The following is a 15466-nucleotide window of genomic DNA, read 5'->3' as shown; positions in this document are numbered from 1 at the left end:
TCCGGCCGGTACCCTGCTCTCCGTGGACATCCGTGCGCTCACCGAGCAGCTCGCCTTCAACCCGCTGAACGCGAAGGACCTGCTACACACCTTCGGCCTGTTCGGCGTCTGGGCGATCATGTTCGCCGAGACCGGCCTGCTCGTCGGGTTCTTCTTCCCCGGCGATTCCCTGCTCTTTCTGGCCGGGGTCGCGGCATCACCGGTGGCCGACTCGATCTTCGGCGAGGGCACCCAGATCTCCTACACCGGGCTGCTGATCGGGGCACCGATCTGCGCGATCCTCGGTGCCCAGCTGGGCCACTGGCTCGGCGCCCACTACGGCCGGCGCATGTTCGAGAAGACCGACTCCCGGCTCTTCAAGCGGGAGTACGTCGAGAAGGCCGAGTACTACTTCGAGAAGTTCGGCCCCGCCAAAGCGGTGGTGCTGGCCCGGTTCATCCCGATCGTCCGCACATTCCTCAACCCGGTCGCGGGCACGCTCGGCATGCCGGCCCGCAAATTCTTCCTCTGGAACGTGGTCGGCGGCGTGATCTGGGCCGACGGCGTCCTGATCATCGGCCACTCGCTGGCCCAGCAGATCTACGACGCCATCGGCGACAAGATCGACCACTACATCCTGCCGGTGGTCGCGGTGATCGTGCTGATCTCCGTACTCCCGATCCTCATCGAGATCATCCGCGAGCGCCGGGCGAAGAAGCACGGCGGGCCGTCGGCCTCCGGCGAGCCGGAGGCCGCGGCCGCTATCGGTGTGGTTGCGGCGGCCAGCATTGCCGGCCTGGCCGAGGCCGTACGCGACGAGGACGAGGACGACGACCACCGCCCGCCGCGGTCACACCGTCGTTGAGCTCAGGTCGTTGAGCCGGCTCAGGAACTCGTCGGGGCACTCCCGCAGGTTTTCCAGGCGACCGGCCTCGACCGCGCGATAGGTCAGCTGGGCGGCTTCCTCGAGGTTGCGGGCCCGCTTGTGTGCCATCTCGACCGAGTCGCCCATGACCACGCTGCCGTGGTGGCTGAGCACCAGGCAGTCGGTGCCGTCGGCCGCCATCGCCGCCGCGAGGGCCGCGAGTTCGAGGCTGCCGGGCAGCCGGAACGGCACGGTCGACACCCGCCGCAGATAGAAGGCGTGATCGGTGGTCACGATCCGGATGTGCTCGCCCAGGGCGTCGAGCAGCAGTGCCGTCTGCGGGTGCAGATGGATGATCGCATTGACGTCGGGTCGGGCCCGATAGAGCGCCAGGTGGAGCGCGAGCTCGCTGGTCGGCTCGATGTGCGGTTTGTTTTGTTGCGCCGGCACTGCGCCGACCGTGGTCGGCGCGCCGTCGGAAACCCGCACGGCGGTGAAGGTGGTGCGGCTCAGCCGCTCGAGCCAACTGCCGGCGGCCGTGACCCAGACGGCGTCCTCATCGGGGATCCGCGCGGACAGATTGCCGCCGGAACCGCAGACGAGCCCGGCCTGGACCACGTCGTACCCCACGTGCGCGAGCTGATCGCGCAGGTCGCCGGGGACGTAATTCACCCGTTTCTCCTCGGGTCCTGGGGGTGGACTGGAGACGGAGTCGTCGGCCTGGCGTCACGCGTCTTCAGGTGACGCCAGGCGTTTCCCTTGCGGGTGCGGTCAGCGCGCCTTCTTCGTCGCCCGCTTACGCGGCGGGGTGAGAAGATCGGCGATCGTCGCGATGGCGGTCGGGACCAGGCGGTAGTAGGCCCACACACCCCGCTTCTCGCGCTCGAGCAGACCCGCCTCGGTGAGGATGCGCAGGTGGTGGCTGACCGTCGGCTGGGAGAGCCCCAGAGGAGCGGTCAGGTCACACACACAGGCTTCGCCGTCCGTTGCGGACTGGATAAGGCTGAGCAGCCGCAGCCGGGCCGGATCGGCGAGTGCCTTCAGCACTCCCGCGAGCCGCTCGGCGTCGGCACGTTCAATTGGCTCGCCGGCAAGCGGCGAGATCTGAGGCATTGTCATTTCCGCCAACGCAGTTCCCACGATCTCCATCCTTCCACCAACTGCATCGATTCTCCTGCATGTGCGCAGGAACGAACCGGCTAACTTTCAGGCCGTAAGGCCGAGATCGACCGCCGTGTCGGTCGATCGATGGACCACCGGTAACCCGGCCCTCCGATCAGCCTTTACGGCGAGACCGACTTCGGTCTCTGCCTCCTGCAACGCCTCAGCCGCCGTCAGGTCGCTGCCCATCCGTGTCGAGCTCTCGATCCCCGCCCCCGGAGTGAGACGCCCCACATTGTCAATTCGTCGATCTGTTTCGAGTCACTGATCCGGTTTTCCGGGGACTCGTACTCACCTAACCGCTGTCGTGCCACCACCCTGCGCGATCTTCTGGACCGGGTACCTCGGACCCAGAAGTGCACGACCCGATGAAAGCACGGCGCCACGCTCTGCGACGGCCAATTCAGTGATGAATTTACCCAGGTCGTGGCGTGCTTCCATGTATCGAGCGTACTGGCTGGAAGGAAACCGGAACCTTTCGCCCCACCGGGGCCGAAGGGAACGATTGACACTGAAGTCTGAGAGAATCTGAAAACAAGGTTTACGGTTCAGCCGGTCCCTTTCGCCCGTTCCGGAAAGCATCGATGCAGCTCAAAGCCCGTATGTCTCGCGTCACATGAGGCGCACGAGACAGATCACCCGGACGGGGGACTGAGAAGGTCCTGTGAATCGTGTGACGGGACGTTTACCCATCTAGCAAAAAAACCCCTCCGACCGGCCAGGGCAGAGATATCCGGACGATCGAAAGGGGGACAACTTGGGGGGCGAAACCTACCCGTTCGGGTGACCCACGATCGTCTATGTGTTACCACTCGACCGGGGACTAGTCGGACGGACGCTGCCAGTACTCGTCCTCCGAGGCCAGAGCCCTCGGACTCGCCGGCGGGGCCTCCGACGGAACCGCTCCCGGCCCGGCGCCGCCGACGGCCGGCGGCCGCTTACCGGCCGGCGGAACGCCATCGTAGCTCGCCCCCGCCGATTCCGAACCCGGCACGGAAGCCGCTGGCGAGGCCTCTCCAGGGGTTTCCGGCGACCCATTTTTGTCACCGGAATCACTCTCCCGAGGCGCCTCAGAGCCACTCACCGGGGCTGCGGCCTTTGCTGCGATGCTTTCGCCGCCGGTGGTGCTGCTGTCGCTGTGAACAGCCCCGGACGGCCCCTGATCGGCCGCACCGGACCGGCCGGGAGCCGCATATTCACTCGGCCGACCCGACTCGCCGCCCGGATAGCCGGGCTGCCCCGGGTAGGTGCCGGTGTAACCAGCCTCACCCGAATAGGCGGCAGGCTCCCCACCCGGCTGCGCCGACGCCGCGGCGCCGCCCTGGCCAAGATCCGCATTGCCAGGCTGTCCCGGCGCCGGGGCGTAGCCAGGCTGGGCCGACGCGTAACCCGACTGACCGGAAGCCGCGGCGGGATTGCCCGGCTCAACCGGCGCCGGCGCCGCATAACCGGGCTGGCCGGGAACCGCGCCGGGATAGCCGGCCTGACCCGCCGTGGGCGGCGCGTAGCCAGCCTGACCCGCCGTGGGCGGCGCGTAGCCAGCCTGACCCGCCGTGGGCGGCGCGTAGCCAGCCTGACCCGCCGTGGGCGGCGCGTAGCCAGCCTGACCCGCCGTGGGCGGCGCGTAGCCGGACTGGTCCGGCGCGGGATAACCGGGCTGACCCGGCGTTGGTGGCGCGTAACCCGACTGACCGGCAACGGGGTTCGGATAGCCGGGCTGGCCCGAGGCGGGCGGCGCGTAGCCGGACTGGCTGCCAGCGGGAGCCGGGTAGCCGGGTTGGCCCGGGGCCGGCGCGGGATAGCCGGGTTGGCCCGGGGCCGGCGCGGGATAGCCGGGTTGGCCCGGGGCCGGCGCGGGATAGCCGGGCGGAGTCATTCCGCCGGGATAGCCGCCGGCGGGATAGCCGCCGGGGTGGCCGGGCGGGTAAGGGCCGCCGTAGATCAGCGGCATGCGGCTTCCGGGCGGCATGGTGGGCGGGCCGATGAAGAAGGCGCGCGGTGCGCGCAACACCAGGGCCAGGACGATCGCGTACGCCACGGCCTGCGCCACTGCGAGCCCGACGTTCGTGCTGATCCAGCCGCCGGGGTAGGCGCCGCTCAGGCGCTCGCCCAGTGAACCGGCCGGATCGTCGCCGCTGCGTTCGATGCCCACCGTGATCGCCGTCACCGCGCCGCCGAGCAGGCCGAGGGTGCTGATGACCAGGGTGGCGATGCGCGCGCCGTTGCTGCCGCGGCGGAGGCCGACGCCGAGCACGACGTACAGCGCGAAGAGGATGACCGCCACGGCCAGCGCTACGCCGGCTCCCAGCCAGATCACCGAAGCGTAGGTGTCGATGTCGTCGCTGCCGGCCGTGCCGGAGCGGAACCGGTGCACGACGCCCGGCACGACCGCGAGGGTGACGCCCGCATAGATCAGCCCGGCGGTGGCCATCGCCCAGAGCAGGGCGGACGCGGCGGTCACCGCCGACGGCGGACCGCTCGGCTGTGGTGCGGGCGTGGCGGTCTGCGGCGGCTGCTGAACTGGGTACGACATCGACGACTCCCCGCGGATGGTCCGTTGGGCAAGAAACTACCCGCGCTCGCAGGCGGGCGCGGGTAGACGGTCGGAGCTGAGATCAGGCCGGCGGCCGCGGTCCCTCGTCGGGGTTCGACGGCGGCTCGCCCGGCGAATCGGCATCCCCCGGCTGAGGCGGCTGACCCGGCTGAGACGGCTGACCCGGCTGAGAGGGCTGGCCCGGGTGAGGCGGCTGACCCGACGATCCGGAATCGCCCGGCTGACCGGGATAGGGCGGCGGCTGAACCGGGGAGCCGGAAGCACCCGGCTGACCGGGGTAGGGCTGACCAGGATGAGGCTGACCGGGATAGGGCTGGCCGGGGTAAGGCGACGCCGAACCAGGCTGGCCCGGGTAAGGCGGCGCGGAACCGGGCTGGCCCGGATAAGGCGGCGCGGAACCAGGCTGGCCCGGATAAGGCGGCGCGGAACCAGGCTGGCCCGGGTAAGGCGGCACGCCACCAGGCGGCGGCGTGCCGGGACCACCCGGGTAAGGCGGCAGGCCGGGCGCCGGCTGGCCGGGCTGTCCGTAGCCTCCGGGCTGTTGCGGCGCCGGGTAGGGCGACTGACCGGCATAACCGGGCTGGCCCGGGTAGCCGGGCTGACCGTAGGCCCCGGGGTAGTACGGGTCGAAGCCGGCCGGCTGCTTGCGGAAGAACTCGTTGGACGCCGGCAGCGCCAGCAGGATGATCACGGCCAGCATCGCCAGCAGCGAGACCACCGCGATCGTGACGGTGGCGCCTTCGTACCAGGAGGGGAGCGCCGCGTTGATGCGGTCCTGGACCTCGGCGGAGGACGGGCCGCCGGAGGTCGTGTCGGAGCTGTTGACCGAGCTGACCAGCGCGCTGCTGCCGAGACCCGCGCCGAGGCAACAGAGGGAGAGACCGCCGACGACCCAGGTGATGATGCGGGCGACGTTGCGGCCGCGGCCGTCGAGGATGCCGAGTACCGCCAGGCCGCCCGCGAACAGCAGATTGATCACCGCGCCGATGATCGAGCTTGCCGCGACGATGTCCTCGGCGCCCTGGACTCCCGTGCCCGCGTAGGCATCCTTGATCGCGTCGGAGATCTTCGGATAGACCGAGAAGGCGACGATCGCGTCGACCAGTTCGAGGAACGCGACGAGGAAGAGCAGGTACGTGGCGACCGTGACGATCGTCGGTCGCGACTTCGGCGCCGGTGCGGCTCCGGGGTATCCCGGGTAGCTCGGAACGGTCACGATTCCCCCTTATAGATCGACTTACGGTATCGGTCGGCCGCCATATCCGCGACCGCGGGGCGAGCGCCGCCCGACTGTGGCAACATCGGGCGACGATGGCGGAAATATCCGGAAATAGGTCGCCTGATCAGGGGGCGACACGAGTCGAGGCCGCGACCTATAGTTCCCTCCGTGGCGCCGAGCGGGCAGCAGAGAGCTTCCGCGACGCCACGTGCCCGCATCACGGGTCGCCCGCCCCGCCACCGCATAGCCGGGGCCGAGGCAGACCGCATTCGGGCGCCAGATCCATGAGCGCCGGCCGCGTGACCACGCCGCGGCGGCCCCAAGACCTGTTAAGGACCGGTGAGTCCCATGCCACACGCCGACACTCTGACCGTCGTGCACCATGACGACACGAGAACCAGGTTCAAAGATGTCCGCTATCAACTTCACCGCGACGGCATCCGCATCTGGTCCGATGACGGGGAGCACCTCGTCACCGACGTACTGATGACGCAGGCCTACCGGCAGCGGGCGGCCACCCAGTAAGACGCGGTAAGCAGTAAAAGAAGGCCCCGGGATTTTCCCGGGGCCTTCGTCATGTGAAACCTCAGCCGCGGAAGACCGCGAGTCCGTCCTTGGTGTCGTTGAGGTCGGTGACCACCACGTCGCCGTCCCGGATCTCGCCCGCCAACAGCGCCTTGGCCAGCGAGTCGCCGATCGCCGACTGCACGAGCCGCCGCAGCGGCCGGGCGCCGTAGATCGGGTCGTACCCGTGCTCGCCCAGCCACTCGACCGCGGACCGGGTGACCTCGAGCGAGAGCCGCCGCTCGGCGAGCCGCGCCCGGAGGCGTCCGAGCTGGATGTCGACGATCGCGGCTAGGTCGTCCTTGGTCAGCGCGTGGAAGACCACGATGTCGTCGAGCCGGTTGAGGAACTCGGGCTTGAAGTGCGCCCGGACCACCGCGAGCACCTCGTCGCGGCGCTCCTCGTCACCCATCGTGAAGTCGGCCGCCTGGGAACCGAGGTTGGAGGTCAGCACCAGGATCGCGTTGCGGAAGTCGACCGTCCGGCCCTGACCGTCGGTGAGCCGCCCGTCGTCGAGCACCTGGAGCAGCACGTCGAAGACGTCCGGGTGGGCCTTCTCCACCTCGTCGAGCAGCACGACACTGTAGGGGCGGCGGCGCACCGCCTCGGTCAGCTGGCCGCCCTCCTCGTACCCGATGTAGCCGGGAGGGGCACCGACCAGCCGGGCCACCGAGTGCTTCTCGCCGTACTCGCTCATGTCGATGCGGACCATCGCCCGCTCGTCGTCGAAGAGGAACCCGGCCAGCGCCTTCGCCAGCTCGGTCTTGCCCACACCGGTCGGCCCCAGGAACAGAAAGCTGCCGGTGGGGCGGTCGGGGTCGGCGATGCCGGCGCGCGAACGGCGTACGGCTCCCGCGACCGCCGCGACGGCCTCGGCCTGGCCGACCACCTTGGCCTGCAGCGACTCCTCCATGCGCAGCAGCTTGGTGGTCTCGCCCTCCATCATTCGCCCGGCCGGGATGCCGGTCCACGAGGAGATGACCTCGGCGATGTCGTCCGCGCCGACCTCCTCCTTGACCATCGGAGGCTCCGCGGAGGCCTCCTCGTCGGCCGCGGAGGCGCTGGCCAGCTCCTGCTCGAGGGCCGGGATCTCCTGGTATTGCAGCCGGGACGCGGTCTCCCATTCGGCGTCGCGCTGGGCGCGCTCCAACGAGGCCCGGGTCTCGTCGAGCTTCTTCTTCAGCTCACCGACCCGGTTGAGGCCGCCCCGCTCGCGCTCCCACCGCGCGTTCAGCGCGGTCAGCTCCTCTTCGCGGTCGGCCAGGTCGCGCTCCAGGCGGTCGAGGCGGTCGCGGGAGGCCGGGTCGGTCTCCTTCTCGAGCGCCAGCTTCTCGATGCGCATCCGGTCGACCTGCCGTTGGAGCTGGTCGAGCTCGACCGGCTGGGAGTCGATCTCCATGCGGAGCCGGGACGCCGCCTCGTCGATCAGGTCGATCGCCTTGTCGGGCAGAAACCGGTCGCTGATGTAGCGGTCGCTCAGGCTGGCTGCCGCGACGAGCGCGGCGTCGGTTATCTGTACGCGGTGATGAGCCTCGTAACGACCCTTGAGCCCGCGCAGGATGCCGATGGTGTCCTCCACCGTCGGCTCGCCGACCACCACCGGCTGGAAGCGCCGCTCGAGGGCCGGGTCCTTCTCGATGTGCTCGCGGTATTCGTCGAGGGTGGTGGCCCCGACCATGCGCAGCTCGCCGCGGGCCAGCATCGGCTTGAGCATGTTGCCGGCGTCCATCGAGCCCTCGCCCTTGCCCGCGCCGACCACGGTGTGCAGCTCGTCGAGGAACGTGACGACCTGCCCGTTGGAGTTGCGGATCTCTTCGAGCACGCTCTTGAGCCGCTCCTCGAACTGGCCGCGGTATTGCGCGCCGGCCACCATCGCGCCGAGGTCGAGCGAGACCAGCCGCTTGTCGCGCAGGGTCTCCGGCACGTCGCCGGCCACGATGCGCTGGGCCAGGCCCTCGACGATGGCGGTCTTGCCGACGCCGGGCTCGCCGATCAGCACGGGGTTGTTCTTGGTGCGCCGGGAGAGGACCTGCACGACCCGGCGGATCTCGGTGTCGCGCCCGATGACCGGGTCGATCTTGCCGTCGCGGGCGAGCGCGGTCAGGTCGACGCTGTATTTCTCGAGGGCCTGGTAGGTCTGCTCGGGGTCGACGGTGGTCACCCGGCGTTCGCCGCCGCGCACCTGGGGGTACGCCGCGACGAGCGCCTCCTCGGTGGCCCCGACGTCCTTGAGTGCCCGCCCGACCGGGCCGCCGACCCGGGCGAGGCCGGCCAGCAGGTGCTCGGTCGAGACGTATTCGTCGCCGAGCGGCTTGGCGATCAGCTCGGCTTCGCCGATGGCGTTGACGAACTCGCGCGAGAGGCTGGGCTCGGCGGTGCTGGAGCCACGGGCCGAGGGCAGCTGCTCGATCGCTCGAACCGCGGCCCGGCGGACGTCGGCCGGGTTGGCCCCGACCGCGCGCAGCAGCGCCGGGGCGGTGGAGCCGCCCTGGTCGAGCAATGAAAGCAACATGTGCCACGGTTCGACCGTGGCGTGGCCACGCCTTCCGGCGTCGGCGACCGCCCCGGTGATGACGTCGCGGCTCTTGCTGGTCAGACGTTCGGCGTTCATCCGCTCCCCTGGACTTCCCGCAAACTTGAGCGTGTCGCACTCAACTCTAGAGCCCCGACGCGGCATCGACAACGAAGTTCGGGGACAACTCCGGGTACGGTAACGACTTGTGAGCCTCCCGCCCCTGACCCTCACCCGGCGGTTGCTCCCGCTCGGCCTGGTGTTTCTCGCCGCCGGGCTGTCGCTCGCGCTGGTCGGCCCGTTCCTCGCACTGTTTCTCTCCACCTCGGTCGACGCCGGCCCGGTCAAGGTCACCGTCTTCCTGGTGGTGGGCCCCCTGGCCGGGGTCGCCACGAGCTGGGCGATCGGCCGCGTCTCCGACCGGCGGCCGATGCGGCGCCATCTGCTGATCATCGCCTCGATCGCCGGAGTGATCGGTTGCGGGCTCGCCGCGGTGATCCGCGACTACTGGGCCTTGCTCGCGCTCACCACTACGGCTTTCGCCGTCGCCGGGGCACTCTTTCCGCAAACCTTCGCGTACGCCCGGGAAGTGCTGCAACGCGACGACCCCGGGCGGGCCGCGCTCGGGATCAGCGCCCTGCGGACGGTTTTCTCCCTGGCGTACGTCGGAGGCCCGCCGATCGCGGCGCTGCTGCTCAGTCATGGCGGTTTCACCGCCGTTTTCGCCACCGCGGCCGTGATGTACGCCCTGGCCACACTCGTCGCCTTCGGCTGGTTGTCCGAAGTAGAGGCGCCGGCCGCACCCGAGGGGGACCAGCCGCCGCCGGTGCCGGCGCCGGCCGCCTCCCGGATCAGGATCTGGCTGACCGTGGCCGCGTTCACCCTGATGCAGGCCCCGATGGTGCTCGGCGTGCAGGCGCTGGCCCTGTTCATCGAGCACGACCTGCACGGTTCGGTGGGCGACGCCGGCCTGATCCTCGGGCTCTGTGCCGCCCTCGAGATTCCGCTGATGCTCGGCCTCGGGCTGCTTACGCGCCGCATCTCCGTACGCGCCCTGATCCTGGCCGGCTCGGCCTGCGGCGTGATCTATTCGGCGATCGTCTTCGGCGCGCCCGCCGTATGGGTGCTGCTCGCGGCCCAGATCGTGAACGCGCTCTACATCGCCTCGGTGTCGAGCCTCGGCATCACGTATGTGCAGGACATGATGCCGGCCGAGCCGGGCCGGGCGACCACACTGTTCACCAACACGTTCCCGATCGGACAGATCATGGCCGGCCCGCTGCTCGGCCTCGCCCAGCACACCGACTACCGCTGGGCGTACGCGATGAACTTCGTGATGTGCCTGCTCGGCGTCCTGTTGCTGCTGGCGACCCGGCCCGCCGCCCGGGTATCGACGCTACGGTTGAGGCGTGCGCGTGCGAGTGGAGCAGACGTCCCTGCCGGGGATCGGCGTCCGGCATGACCTGGTCACCGCCTCCGGCCGGACGGTCGGCGTGGTCTCGCACCGCAACGGCCGCCGCGACCTCGTGCTGTACGACGTGGACGACCCCGACGCCTGCCTCGCCTCGATCCCGCTGACCGACGACGAGGCCTCAGCGCTCGCCGACGTGCTCGGCGCGTCGCTGATGCTCAGCCAGCTGGCCGAGCTGCGCCAGCAGGCGGCCGGGCTCCTCACCGAGCAGATCGCCCTGCCGGCCGGCTCGCCGTTCGTCGGCCGCAAGCTCGGCGACACCCGGGCCCGCACCCGCACCAGCGCCTCCATCGTCGCGGTGCTCCGCGACCGCGACGTGATCGCCTCGCCCGGCCCGTCCTTCGCCTTCGAGGCCGGCGACGTGGTGGTCGCGGTCGGCACCCGCCAGGGGCTGGACGGCGTCGGCGCGATCCTCGCCGGCGACCTTTCGGACTAGTCGGCGCATGCACGGGACGACCCTGCTGATCGAGGTCGGGGCGCTGCTGTTCGCTCTCGGGATGCTCGGCCGGCTGGGCCGCAGCGTCGGCCTATCCCCGATCCCGCTCTATCTGCTGGCCGGTCTCGCGTTCGGGCGCGGCGGGCTGCTGCCGCTGTCGGCCAGCGAGGAGTTCATCCGGGTCGGCGCCGAGATCGGTGTGATCCTGCTGCTCGTCATGCTCGGCCTCGAATACTCGGCCGACGAGCTGGTCGGCAACCTGCGGGCGGCCGCTCCGGCCGGGGTCCTCGACGCCGCGCTCAACGCGCTGCCCGGGGCCGGGTTCGCGCTGTTGCTCGGCTGGGACTGGCGGGCCGCGCTGGTGCTGGCCGGCATCACCTGGGTCTCGTCCTCCGGTGTGATCGCCAAGGTGCTGGGCGACCTGGGCCGGCTCGGCAACCGGGAAACCCCGGTCATCCTGTCGGTGCTGGTCATCGAGGACCTCGCGATGGCCTTCTATCTGCCGGCGGTGACCGCGGTGCTGGCCGGCGTCGGCCTGTTGGGCGGACTGAAGGCGCTCGGTGTGGCGGTCGTCACGGTCGTCGCGGTGCTGGTCGTGGCGATCCGCTACGGCAGCACGATCAGCCGGTTCATGTCCGTACGCGACCCGGAAGCCCTACTACTCAGTGTGCTGGGGCTGACCCTGCTGGTCGGCGGGGTGGCGGCCGAGCTCAAGGTGTCGGCCGCGGTCGGCGCGTTCCTGGTCGGCATCGCGATCTCGGGCCCGGTCGCCCACCACGCGACCGAGATGCTCTCGCCCCTGCGCGACCTGTTCGCCGCGGTCTTCTTCGTGTTCTTCGGCCTCTCGACCGATCCGCGCGACATACCGCCGGTGCTGCTGCCCGCCCTCGGCCTGGCCGTGCTGACCATGCTGACCAAGGTGCTGACCGGCTATCTGGCCGGGCGCCGGGCCGGCATCGCGCTGCCCGGGCGGCTGCGGGCCGGTCTGGCCCTGATGCCGCGCGGCGAGTTCTCGATCGTGATCGCCGGTCTCGCGGTCGGCTCCGGCGTGCAACCCCGGCTGGCCCCCTTGGCGACCGCGTACGTATTGATCACCGTGGTGTCGGGACCGATGCTCGCCCGGCTTACCGACTACGTCTGGTTCAAGACACTTGTGCGCCGGCGAATGGCAGCTCAGCGGGCACTTCCTGAACTTCAGTGATCAACAACCTCGATGGCAGCGCTATGTTACTTCCCAGTATCCGAATGTGATCCGTAGAGACTTTCATCTCCCACCTCAGGCGCGCTACCGTTCCGGACCGACGACTGTGTGTTAACGGGGATTCTTAGGGAGGCGGGAGCGTGGCAGTGCGTGAGTCGACCTTCTACGGATTCTCCAACCCGGCCGACCCTCGGCCGGAGGAGATTCAGGCGTGGGCCTACCACCCGGAGTCGGTGCCGCTCGACAGCATGCCTCCGGACTGGGATCTCTTGATCTCGGGTGACGTCCTCGCGCCGACGCTCTTCGAGCTCGCGATGGACCGGCAGTGCCCGGCCCGGCGTTTCGCCCAACACTGTATGTACATCTACGCCGCTGACGGAGTGCGACAGAACGCGACAAATCAGCGCAAGCGCCGGCTCAAGAAGTTCGTCGAGCGGGCCGAGGAGGTCGGCGACGAGCCGATGTCCATCTGGGCCCACAACTGCCGCGTGCTGATGAACCGGCCCGAGACCTTCGAGTACGCCGAGTGGATCGAGGGCGGCCTGGTGCGCCACCCCCGCCGCCTCGGCATCTTCGGCCGCTAGCCGGCCGTTGCTCCGCTGAAGAAGGCGGCCAGACGGCGGGCGGCACCCGGCTGGAATAGGTCGACGAGGTTGCGCATGGACTCCTCGGCGGCCGCCCGGGCCCGCGGGAACATCGCCCGCTCGTAGTCGCCGAGCGCTGCCTCGACATCGCCGGGGTGCGCGAGGATCGCCTGCGCGAGCTCGGCCGCGTCCTGCATCGCCAGGTTGGCGCCCTCGCCGGCGAACGGCGACATCAGGTGGGCGGCGTCCCCGAGCAGGGTCACCCCGGGCACCCGCGACCAGCGCTGACCGGTCGGCAGGGCGTAGATCGGGCGGGGGATCAGCGCGCCCTCGCTCTCGGAGACCAGCGCCCGCAGGTCGGGATGCCAGTCCGGGAAGAGGGCGAGCAGCGAATCGCGGCCGACCTCGCCGCCGGTCGCCCACTCGGCCGGCTTCTTGACCGCGACGTAGACGCAGAGTTCGTCGTCGCTCTCCCGGTGGGCCAGGAAGCCGCGCTCGTCGTCGAGCGCGAAGAGCATGCCGTCGCCGACCACGTCGGCCAGCCGCGGATGCTCGGCCCGGGTCCGGGGCACGCGGATCTCGACGAACGACAGACCGGCGTAGACCGGCTGGTCGGCGGTGAGCAGCGGCCGCACCCGCGACCATGCTCCGTCGGCTCCAACCAGCAGTGCGGTCGTCTCGGTGCGCCCGTCGGCGAAGGTCAGCTCGTACCCACCGGGTGCCGCGCTGACCGCGGTGACCCGCGCGCCCCAGCGCACCGTGCCCTCGGGCAGCGAGTGGAGCAGCAGGTCACGCAGGGCCCCGCGATCGACCTCGGGGCGGCGCCCGTCGCCCGGCTGGTCGAGCAGCACCACGCCGTGCTTGTCGATCACCCGGCTGGCGTCGCCGCCGGGCAGGACGGCCCGCTCGAAATCGGCGAACAGACCCGCCGCGCGCAGCGCCATCTGGCCTGACTCCTCGTGCATGTCCAACATGCCGCCCTGGTGGCGGGCGTTCGGCGAGGCGTCCAGGTCGTAGACGGCGGTTTCTACGCCGTGCATACCGAGCACGCGGGCCAGGGTCAGGCCGCCGAGTCCGGCGCCGACGATCGCGATCATTTCGGTCTCCCTCTGGTACGGCGAGCGGGTCGCCCTGGAGACCATGATACACGAACGCGTTCTTAACGAACGTGTTCGTCAGACCACAAAGAAGCGGCCCCGGTTCCCGCCGGGGCCGCTGCTGCTACTTGTTGTCGGACGAACGGCGCGGACGCCAGACGACCAGGGCGGTCGACTGCGGCTCGTGCCGCACCAGATCTCCGCGGGTGTACGGGCTCTCGAGCTGCGCGATCCGCGCGTACGCCTCGTCGAGCTGGTGCTCGAGCTGGCGCACCCGCTGCTGGAGCTCGGTGGCCAACTGCTCGAGGCCGATGATCCGCTTGATGCCGGCCAGGTTGACGCCCTCTTCCTGGCTGAGCTTCTGCACCTCGCGCAGCAGCTCGACGTCGCGCTGGCTGTAACGCCGGCCCCCGCCACCGGCCCGGCCGGGCTGAACCAGCCCGAGCCGGTCGTACTGCCGGAGGGTCTGCGGGTGCATCCCGGCCATCCGCGCGGCGACCGAGATGATCAGCACCTTGGCCTCGGAGGATTGCTCCACCGTGATGTTGATCTCTTCATACATCGGACACACCTCCTGCTGCGGGTCAGCCGGCTCGGCGCAGGCGCGCCTCGAGCCGATCTCGCCCGACCGGCGGAGTCAGCTTGGCGAACCGCTCCAACGCATCCCGGGCTTCCCCGGTGACACCGTCGGGCACCTGAACCTCGACGGTGACGATCAGATCCCCCGACTTGCCGTCCTTGCGGGCGACTCCCTTGCCGCGGGCCCGCAGCTTGCGGCCGCTCGGCGTGCCGGCCGGCACCCGCAGGGTGACCGGGCTGTCCAGCGTGGGCACCCGCAGGTCGGTGCCGAGCACCGCCTCGGCGATCGACACCGGCACGGTCAGTGTCAGGTCGTCGCCGCTGCGCCCGAACAGCTCGTCCGGTCGCACGTTGACCTGCACGTACAGGTCGCCGGCGGCACCGTTGCGCTCACCCGGCTCGCCCCGGCCCGAGAGCCGGATGCGCTGCCCGTCGGAAACCCCGGCCGGGAACCGGACGTTGATCGTGCGGGTCTTGGTGACCCCGCCCGTGCCCCGGCACTCCGGGCACTTCTGGTCGACGATGCTGCCCGAGCCCTGGCACTCGCGGCACGGCTCGGAAAAGCTGAACGAGCCCTGATTGCGGGAGGTCAGGCCGGAACCCTGGCACTGCGGGCAGGTGCGGGGCTGGGTGCCCGGCTTGGCGCCGCTGCCGTGACAGGTGTCGCAGGCGCCCGGCGAGCGCAGCGTCAGCGGCAGTGTGGTGCCGCGGACCGCCTGCGCGAAGTCGAGCGTCACCTCGGTTTCCACGTCGCGCCCGCGCTGCGGCCCGCGCCGGGCCGGCCCGCCGGTGGGGCCACCACCGGAGAAGATGGAACTGAAGATGTCGGAGAAGCCGGCACCGCCGAACCGCCGGTCGCCCGCCGAGCCGGCACCGGTGCCACCGGTGAAGCCGCCGAACAGGTCGGACGGGTCGAACTGGCCGCCGCCCGACCGGGCCCCGCGCCGGAACGCGCCCGAGCCGAACAGCGAGCGCATCTCGTCGTATTCCTTGCGCTTCTTGTCGTCCGACAACACGTCGTACGCCTCGGACGCCGCCTTGAACTTCTCCTCCGCCTCCCGGTTGTCGGGATTGCGGTCGGGGTGGAGGTCGCGGGCCAGCTTCCGGTACGACTTCTTGATCTCGTCGGCAGAGGCGGACTTGCTGACGCCCAGCACGGCGTAGAAGTCCTTTTCGAGCCAGTCCTTCGAGCTCATCTCGTCCACCCCCTCCTAGTAGTCGGTCCCGCCCGGCGCGGTGCGCCG

General features: G+C 70.3%; 14 protein-coding genes. 6 read left to right on the top strand and 8 right to left on the bottom strand.

Annotated elements, in window-relative coordinates; genetic code table 11:
- Positions 1-22: 22 nt before the first annotated feature.
- Complete coding sequence (locus tag ACIA5C_RS35160; protein WP_396062790.1) at positions 23-844, top strand: DedA family protein; 822 nt, start codon at positions 23-25, stop codon at positions 842-844.
- Here ACIA5C_RS35160 and ACIA5C_RS35155 read toward each other — a convergent pair.
- From ACIA5C_RS35155 to ACIA5C_RS35140, 4 genes are all read right to left on the bottom strand, one after another.
- Positions 830-1516 (bottom strand): class II aldolase/adducin family protein, encoded by a 687-nt coding sequence (locus ACIA5C_RS35155; protein ID WP_396062788.1) that lies wholly within the window; start codon positions 1514-1516, stop codon positions 830-832. The genes ACIA5C_RS35160 and ACIA5C_RS35155 overlap by 15 nt on opposite strands.
- A gap of 99 nt (positions 1517-1615) precedes the next feature.
- Complete coding sequence (locus ACIA5C_RS35150) at positions 1616-1993, bottom strand: helix-turn-helix transcriptional regulator (RefSeq protein WP_014440216.1); 378 nt, start codon at positions 1991-1993, stop codon at positions 1616-1618.
- A gap of 835 nt (positions 1994-2828) precedes the next feature.
- Entirely contained in the window at positions 2829-4538 is a 1710-nt protein-coding gene (locus ACIA5C_RS35145) for a hypothetical protein (RefSeq protein ID WP_396062786.1), read from the bottom strand.
- An 82-nt stretch (positions 4539-4620) separates the two neighbouring features.
- Positions 4621-5775, bottom strand: a complete 1155-nt coding sequence (locus tag ACIA5C_RS35140) for a hypothetical protein (RefSeq protein WP_396062784.1) — start codon at positions 5773-5775, stop codon at positions 4621-4623.
- Positions 5776-6126: 351 nt separating this feature from the next.
- Between ACIA5C_RS35140 and ACIA5C_RS35135 the strand changes: the two genes are divergently transcribed.
- Positions 6127-6303 (top strand): hypothetical protein, encoded by a 177-nt coding sequence (locus tag ACIA5C_RS35135; RefSeq protein WP_396062782.1) that lies wholly within the window; start codon positions 6127-6129, stop codon positions 6301-6303.
- Positions 6304-6364: 61 nt separating this feature from the next.
- Here the strand turns inward: ACIA5C_RS35135 and clpB are convergent, their stop codons facing one another.
- Positions 6365-8953 (bottom strand): ATP-dependent chaperone ClpB, encoded by a 2589-nt coding sequence (gene clpB, locus ACIA5C_RS35130; RefSeq protein WP_396062780.1) that lies wholly within the window; start codon positions 8951-8953, stop codon positions 6365-6367.
- 109 nt (positions 8954-9062) lie between these two features.
- Here clpB and ACIA5C_RS35125 point away from each other — a divergent pair, with 109 nt between their 5' ends.
- The 4 genes from ACIA5C_RS35125 to ACIA5C_RS35110 all read left to right on the top strand — a co-directional run bounded on the left by ACIA5C_RS35125 (position 9063) and on the right by ACIA5C_RS35110 (position 12546).
- Complete coding sequence (locus ACIA5C_RS35125) at positions 9063-10316, top strand: sugar efflux transporter (RefSeq protein WP_396062778.1); 1254 nt, start codon at positions 9063-9065, stop codon at positions 10314-10316.
- Positions 10264-10761 carry a cation:proton antiporter regulatory subunit gene (locus ACIA5C_RS35120; protein WP_396062776.1) on the top strand — a complete coding sequence of 166 codons (498 nt, stop codon included), beginning with the start codon at positions 10264-10266 and terminating at the stop codon, positions 10759-10761. Before ACIA5C_RS35125 ends, ACIA5C_RS35120 begins: the two co-directional genes overlap by 53 nt.
- Before the next feature lie 7 nt (positions 10762-10768).
- Complete coding sequence (locus ACIA5C_RS35115) at positions 10769-11962, top strand: cation:proton antiporter (protein WP_396062774.1); 1194 nt, start codon at positions 10769-10771, stop codon at positions 11960-11962.
- 140 nt (positions 11963-12102) lie between these two features.
- Positions 12103-12546, top strand: coding sequence for a hypothetical protein (locus ACIA5C_RS35110; protein ID WP_396062772.1), 444 nt, complete (start codon positions 12103-12105; stop codon positions 12544-12546).
- On the opposite strand, the gene ACIA5C_RS35105 is transcribed toward ACIA5C_RS35110, so the two are convergent.
- The 3 genes from ACIA5C_RS35105 to dnaJ all read right to left on the bottom strand — a co-directional run bounded on the left by ACIA5C_RS35105 (position 12543) and on the right by dnaJ (position 15418).
- Positions 12543-13643: an FAD-dependent oxidoreductase gene (locus tag ACIA5C_RS35105; RefSeq protein ID WP_396062770.1), complete on the bottom strand. Its 1101-nt coding sequence runs from the start codon at positions 13641-13643 to the stop codon at positions 12543-12545. The two genes, ACIA5C_RS35110 and ACIA5C_RS35105, sit on opposite strands and share 4 nt — an antisense overlap.
- Before the next feature lie 124 nt (positions 13644-13767).
- Complete coding sequence (locus tag ACIA5C_RS35100) at positions 13768-14205, bottom strand: heat shock protein transcriptional repressor HspR (protein WP_396062768.1); 438 nt, start codon at positions 14203-14205, stop codon at positions 13768-13770.
- Positions 14206-14227: 22 nt separating this feature from the next.
- Entirely contained in the window at positions 14228-15418 is a 1191-nt protein-coding gene (dnaJ, locus tag ACIA5C_RS35095) for a molecular chaperone DnaJ (RefSeq protein ID WP_396062766.1), read from the bottom strand.
- Positions 15419-15466: the final 48 nt, after the last annotated feature.

The sequence above is a fragment of the Actinoplanes sp. NPDC051343 genome (assembly GCF_044455125.1).
Taxonomy (GTDB): Bacteria; Actinomycetota; Actinomycetes; order Mycobacteriales; family Micromonosporaceae; genus Actinoplanes.
This window is presented reverse-complemented; position numbering and strand designations above follow the sequence as displayed.

Coding starts and splice junctions, on each gene's coding strand:
- ACIA5C_RS35100 (WP_396062768.1), bottom strand. CDS start 14,205: ATGTATGAAGAGATCAACATCACGGTGGAGCAATCCTCCGAGGCCAAG.
- dnaJ (WP_396062766.1), bottom strand. CDS start 15,418: ATGAGCTCGAAGGACTGGCTCGAAAAGGACTTCTACGCCGTGCTGGGC.
- ACIA5C_RS35135 (WP_396062782.1), top strand. CDS start 6,127: ATGCCACACGCCGACACTCTGACCGTCGTGCACCATGACGACACGAGA.
- ACIA5C_RS35115 (WP_396062774.1), top strand. CDS start 10,769: ATGCACGGGACGACCCTGCTGATCGAGGTCGGGGCGCTGCTGTTCGCT.
- clpB (WP_396062780.1), bottom strand. CDS start 8,953: ATGAACGCCGAACGTCTGACCAGCAAGAGCCGCGACGTCATCACCGGG.
- ACIA5C_RS35105 (WP_396062770.1), bottom strand. CDS start 13,643: ATGATCGCGATCGTCGGCGCCGGACTCGGCGGCCTGACCCTGGCCCGC.
- ACIA5C_RS35145 (WP_396062786.1), bottom strand. CDS start 4,538: ATGTCGTACCCAGTTCAGCAGCCGCCGCAGACCGCCACGCCCGCACCA.
- ACIA5C_RS35150 (WP_014440216.1), bottom strand. CDS start 1,993: ATGGAGATCGTGGGAACTGCGTTGGCGGAAATGACAATGCCTCAGATC.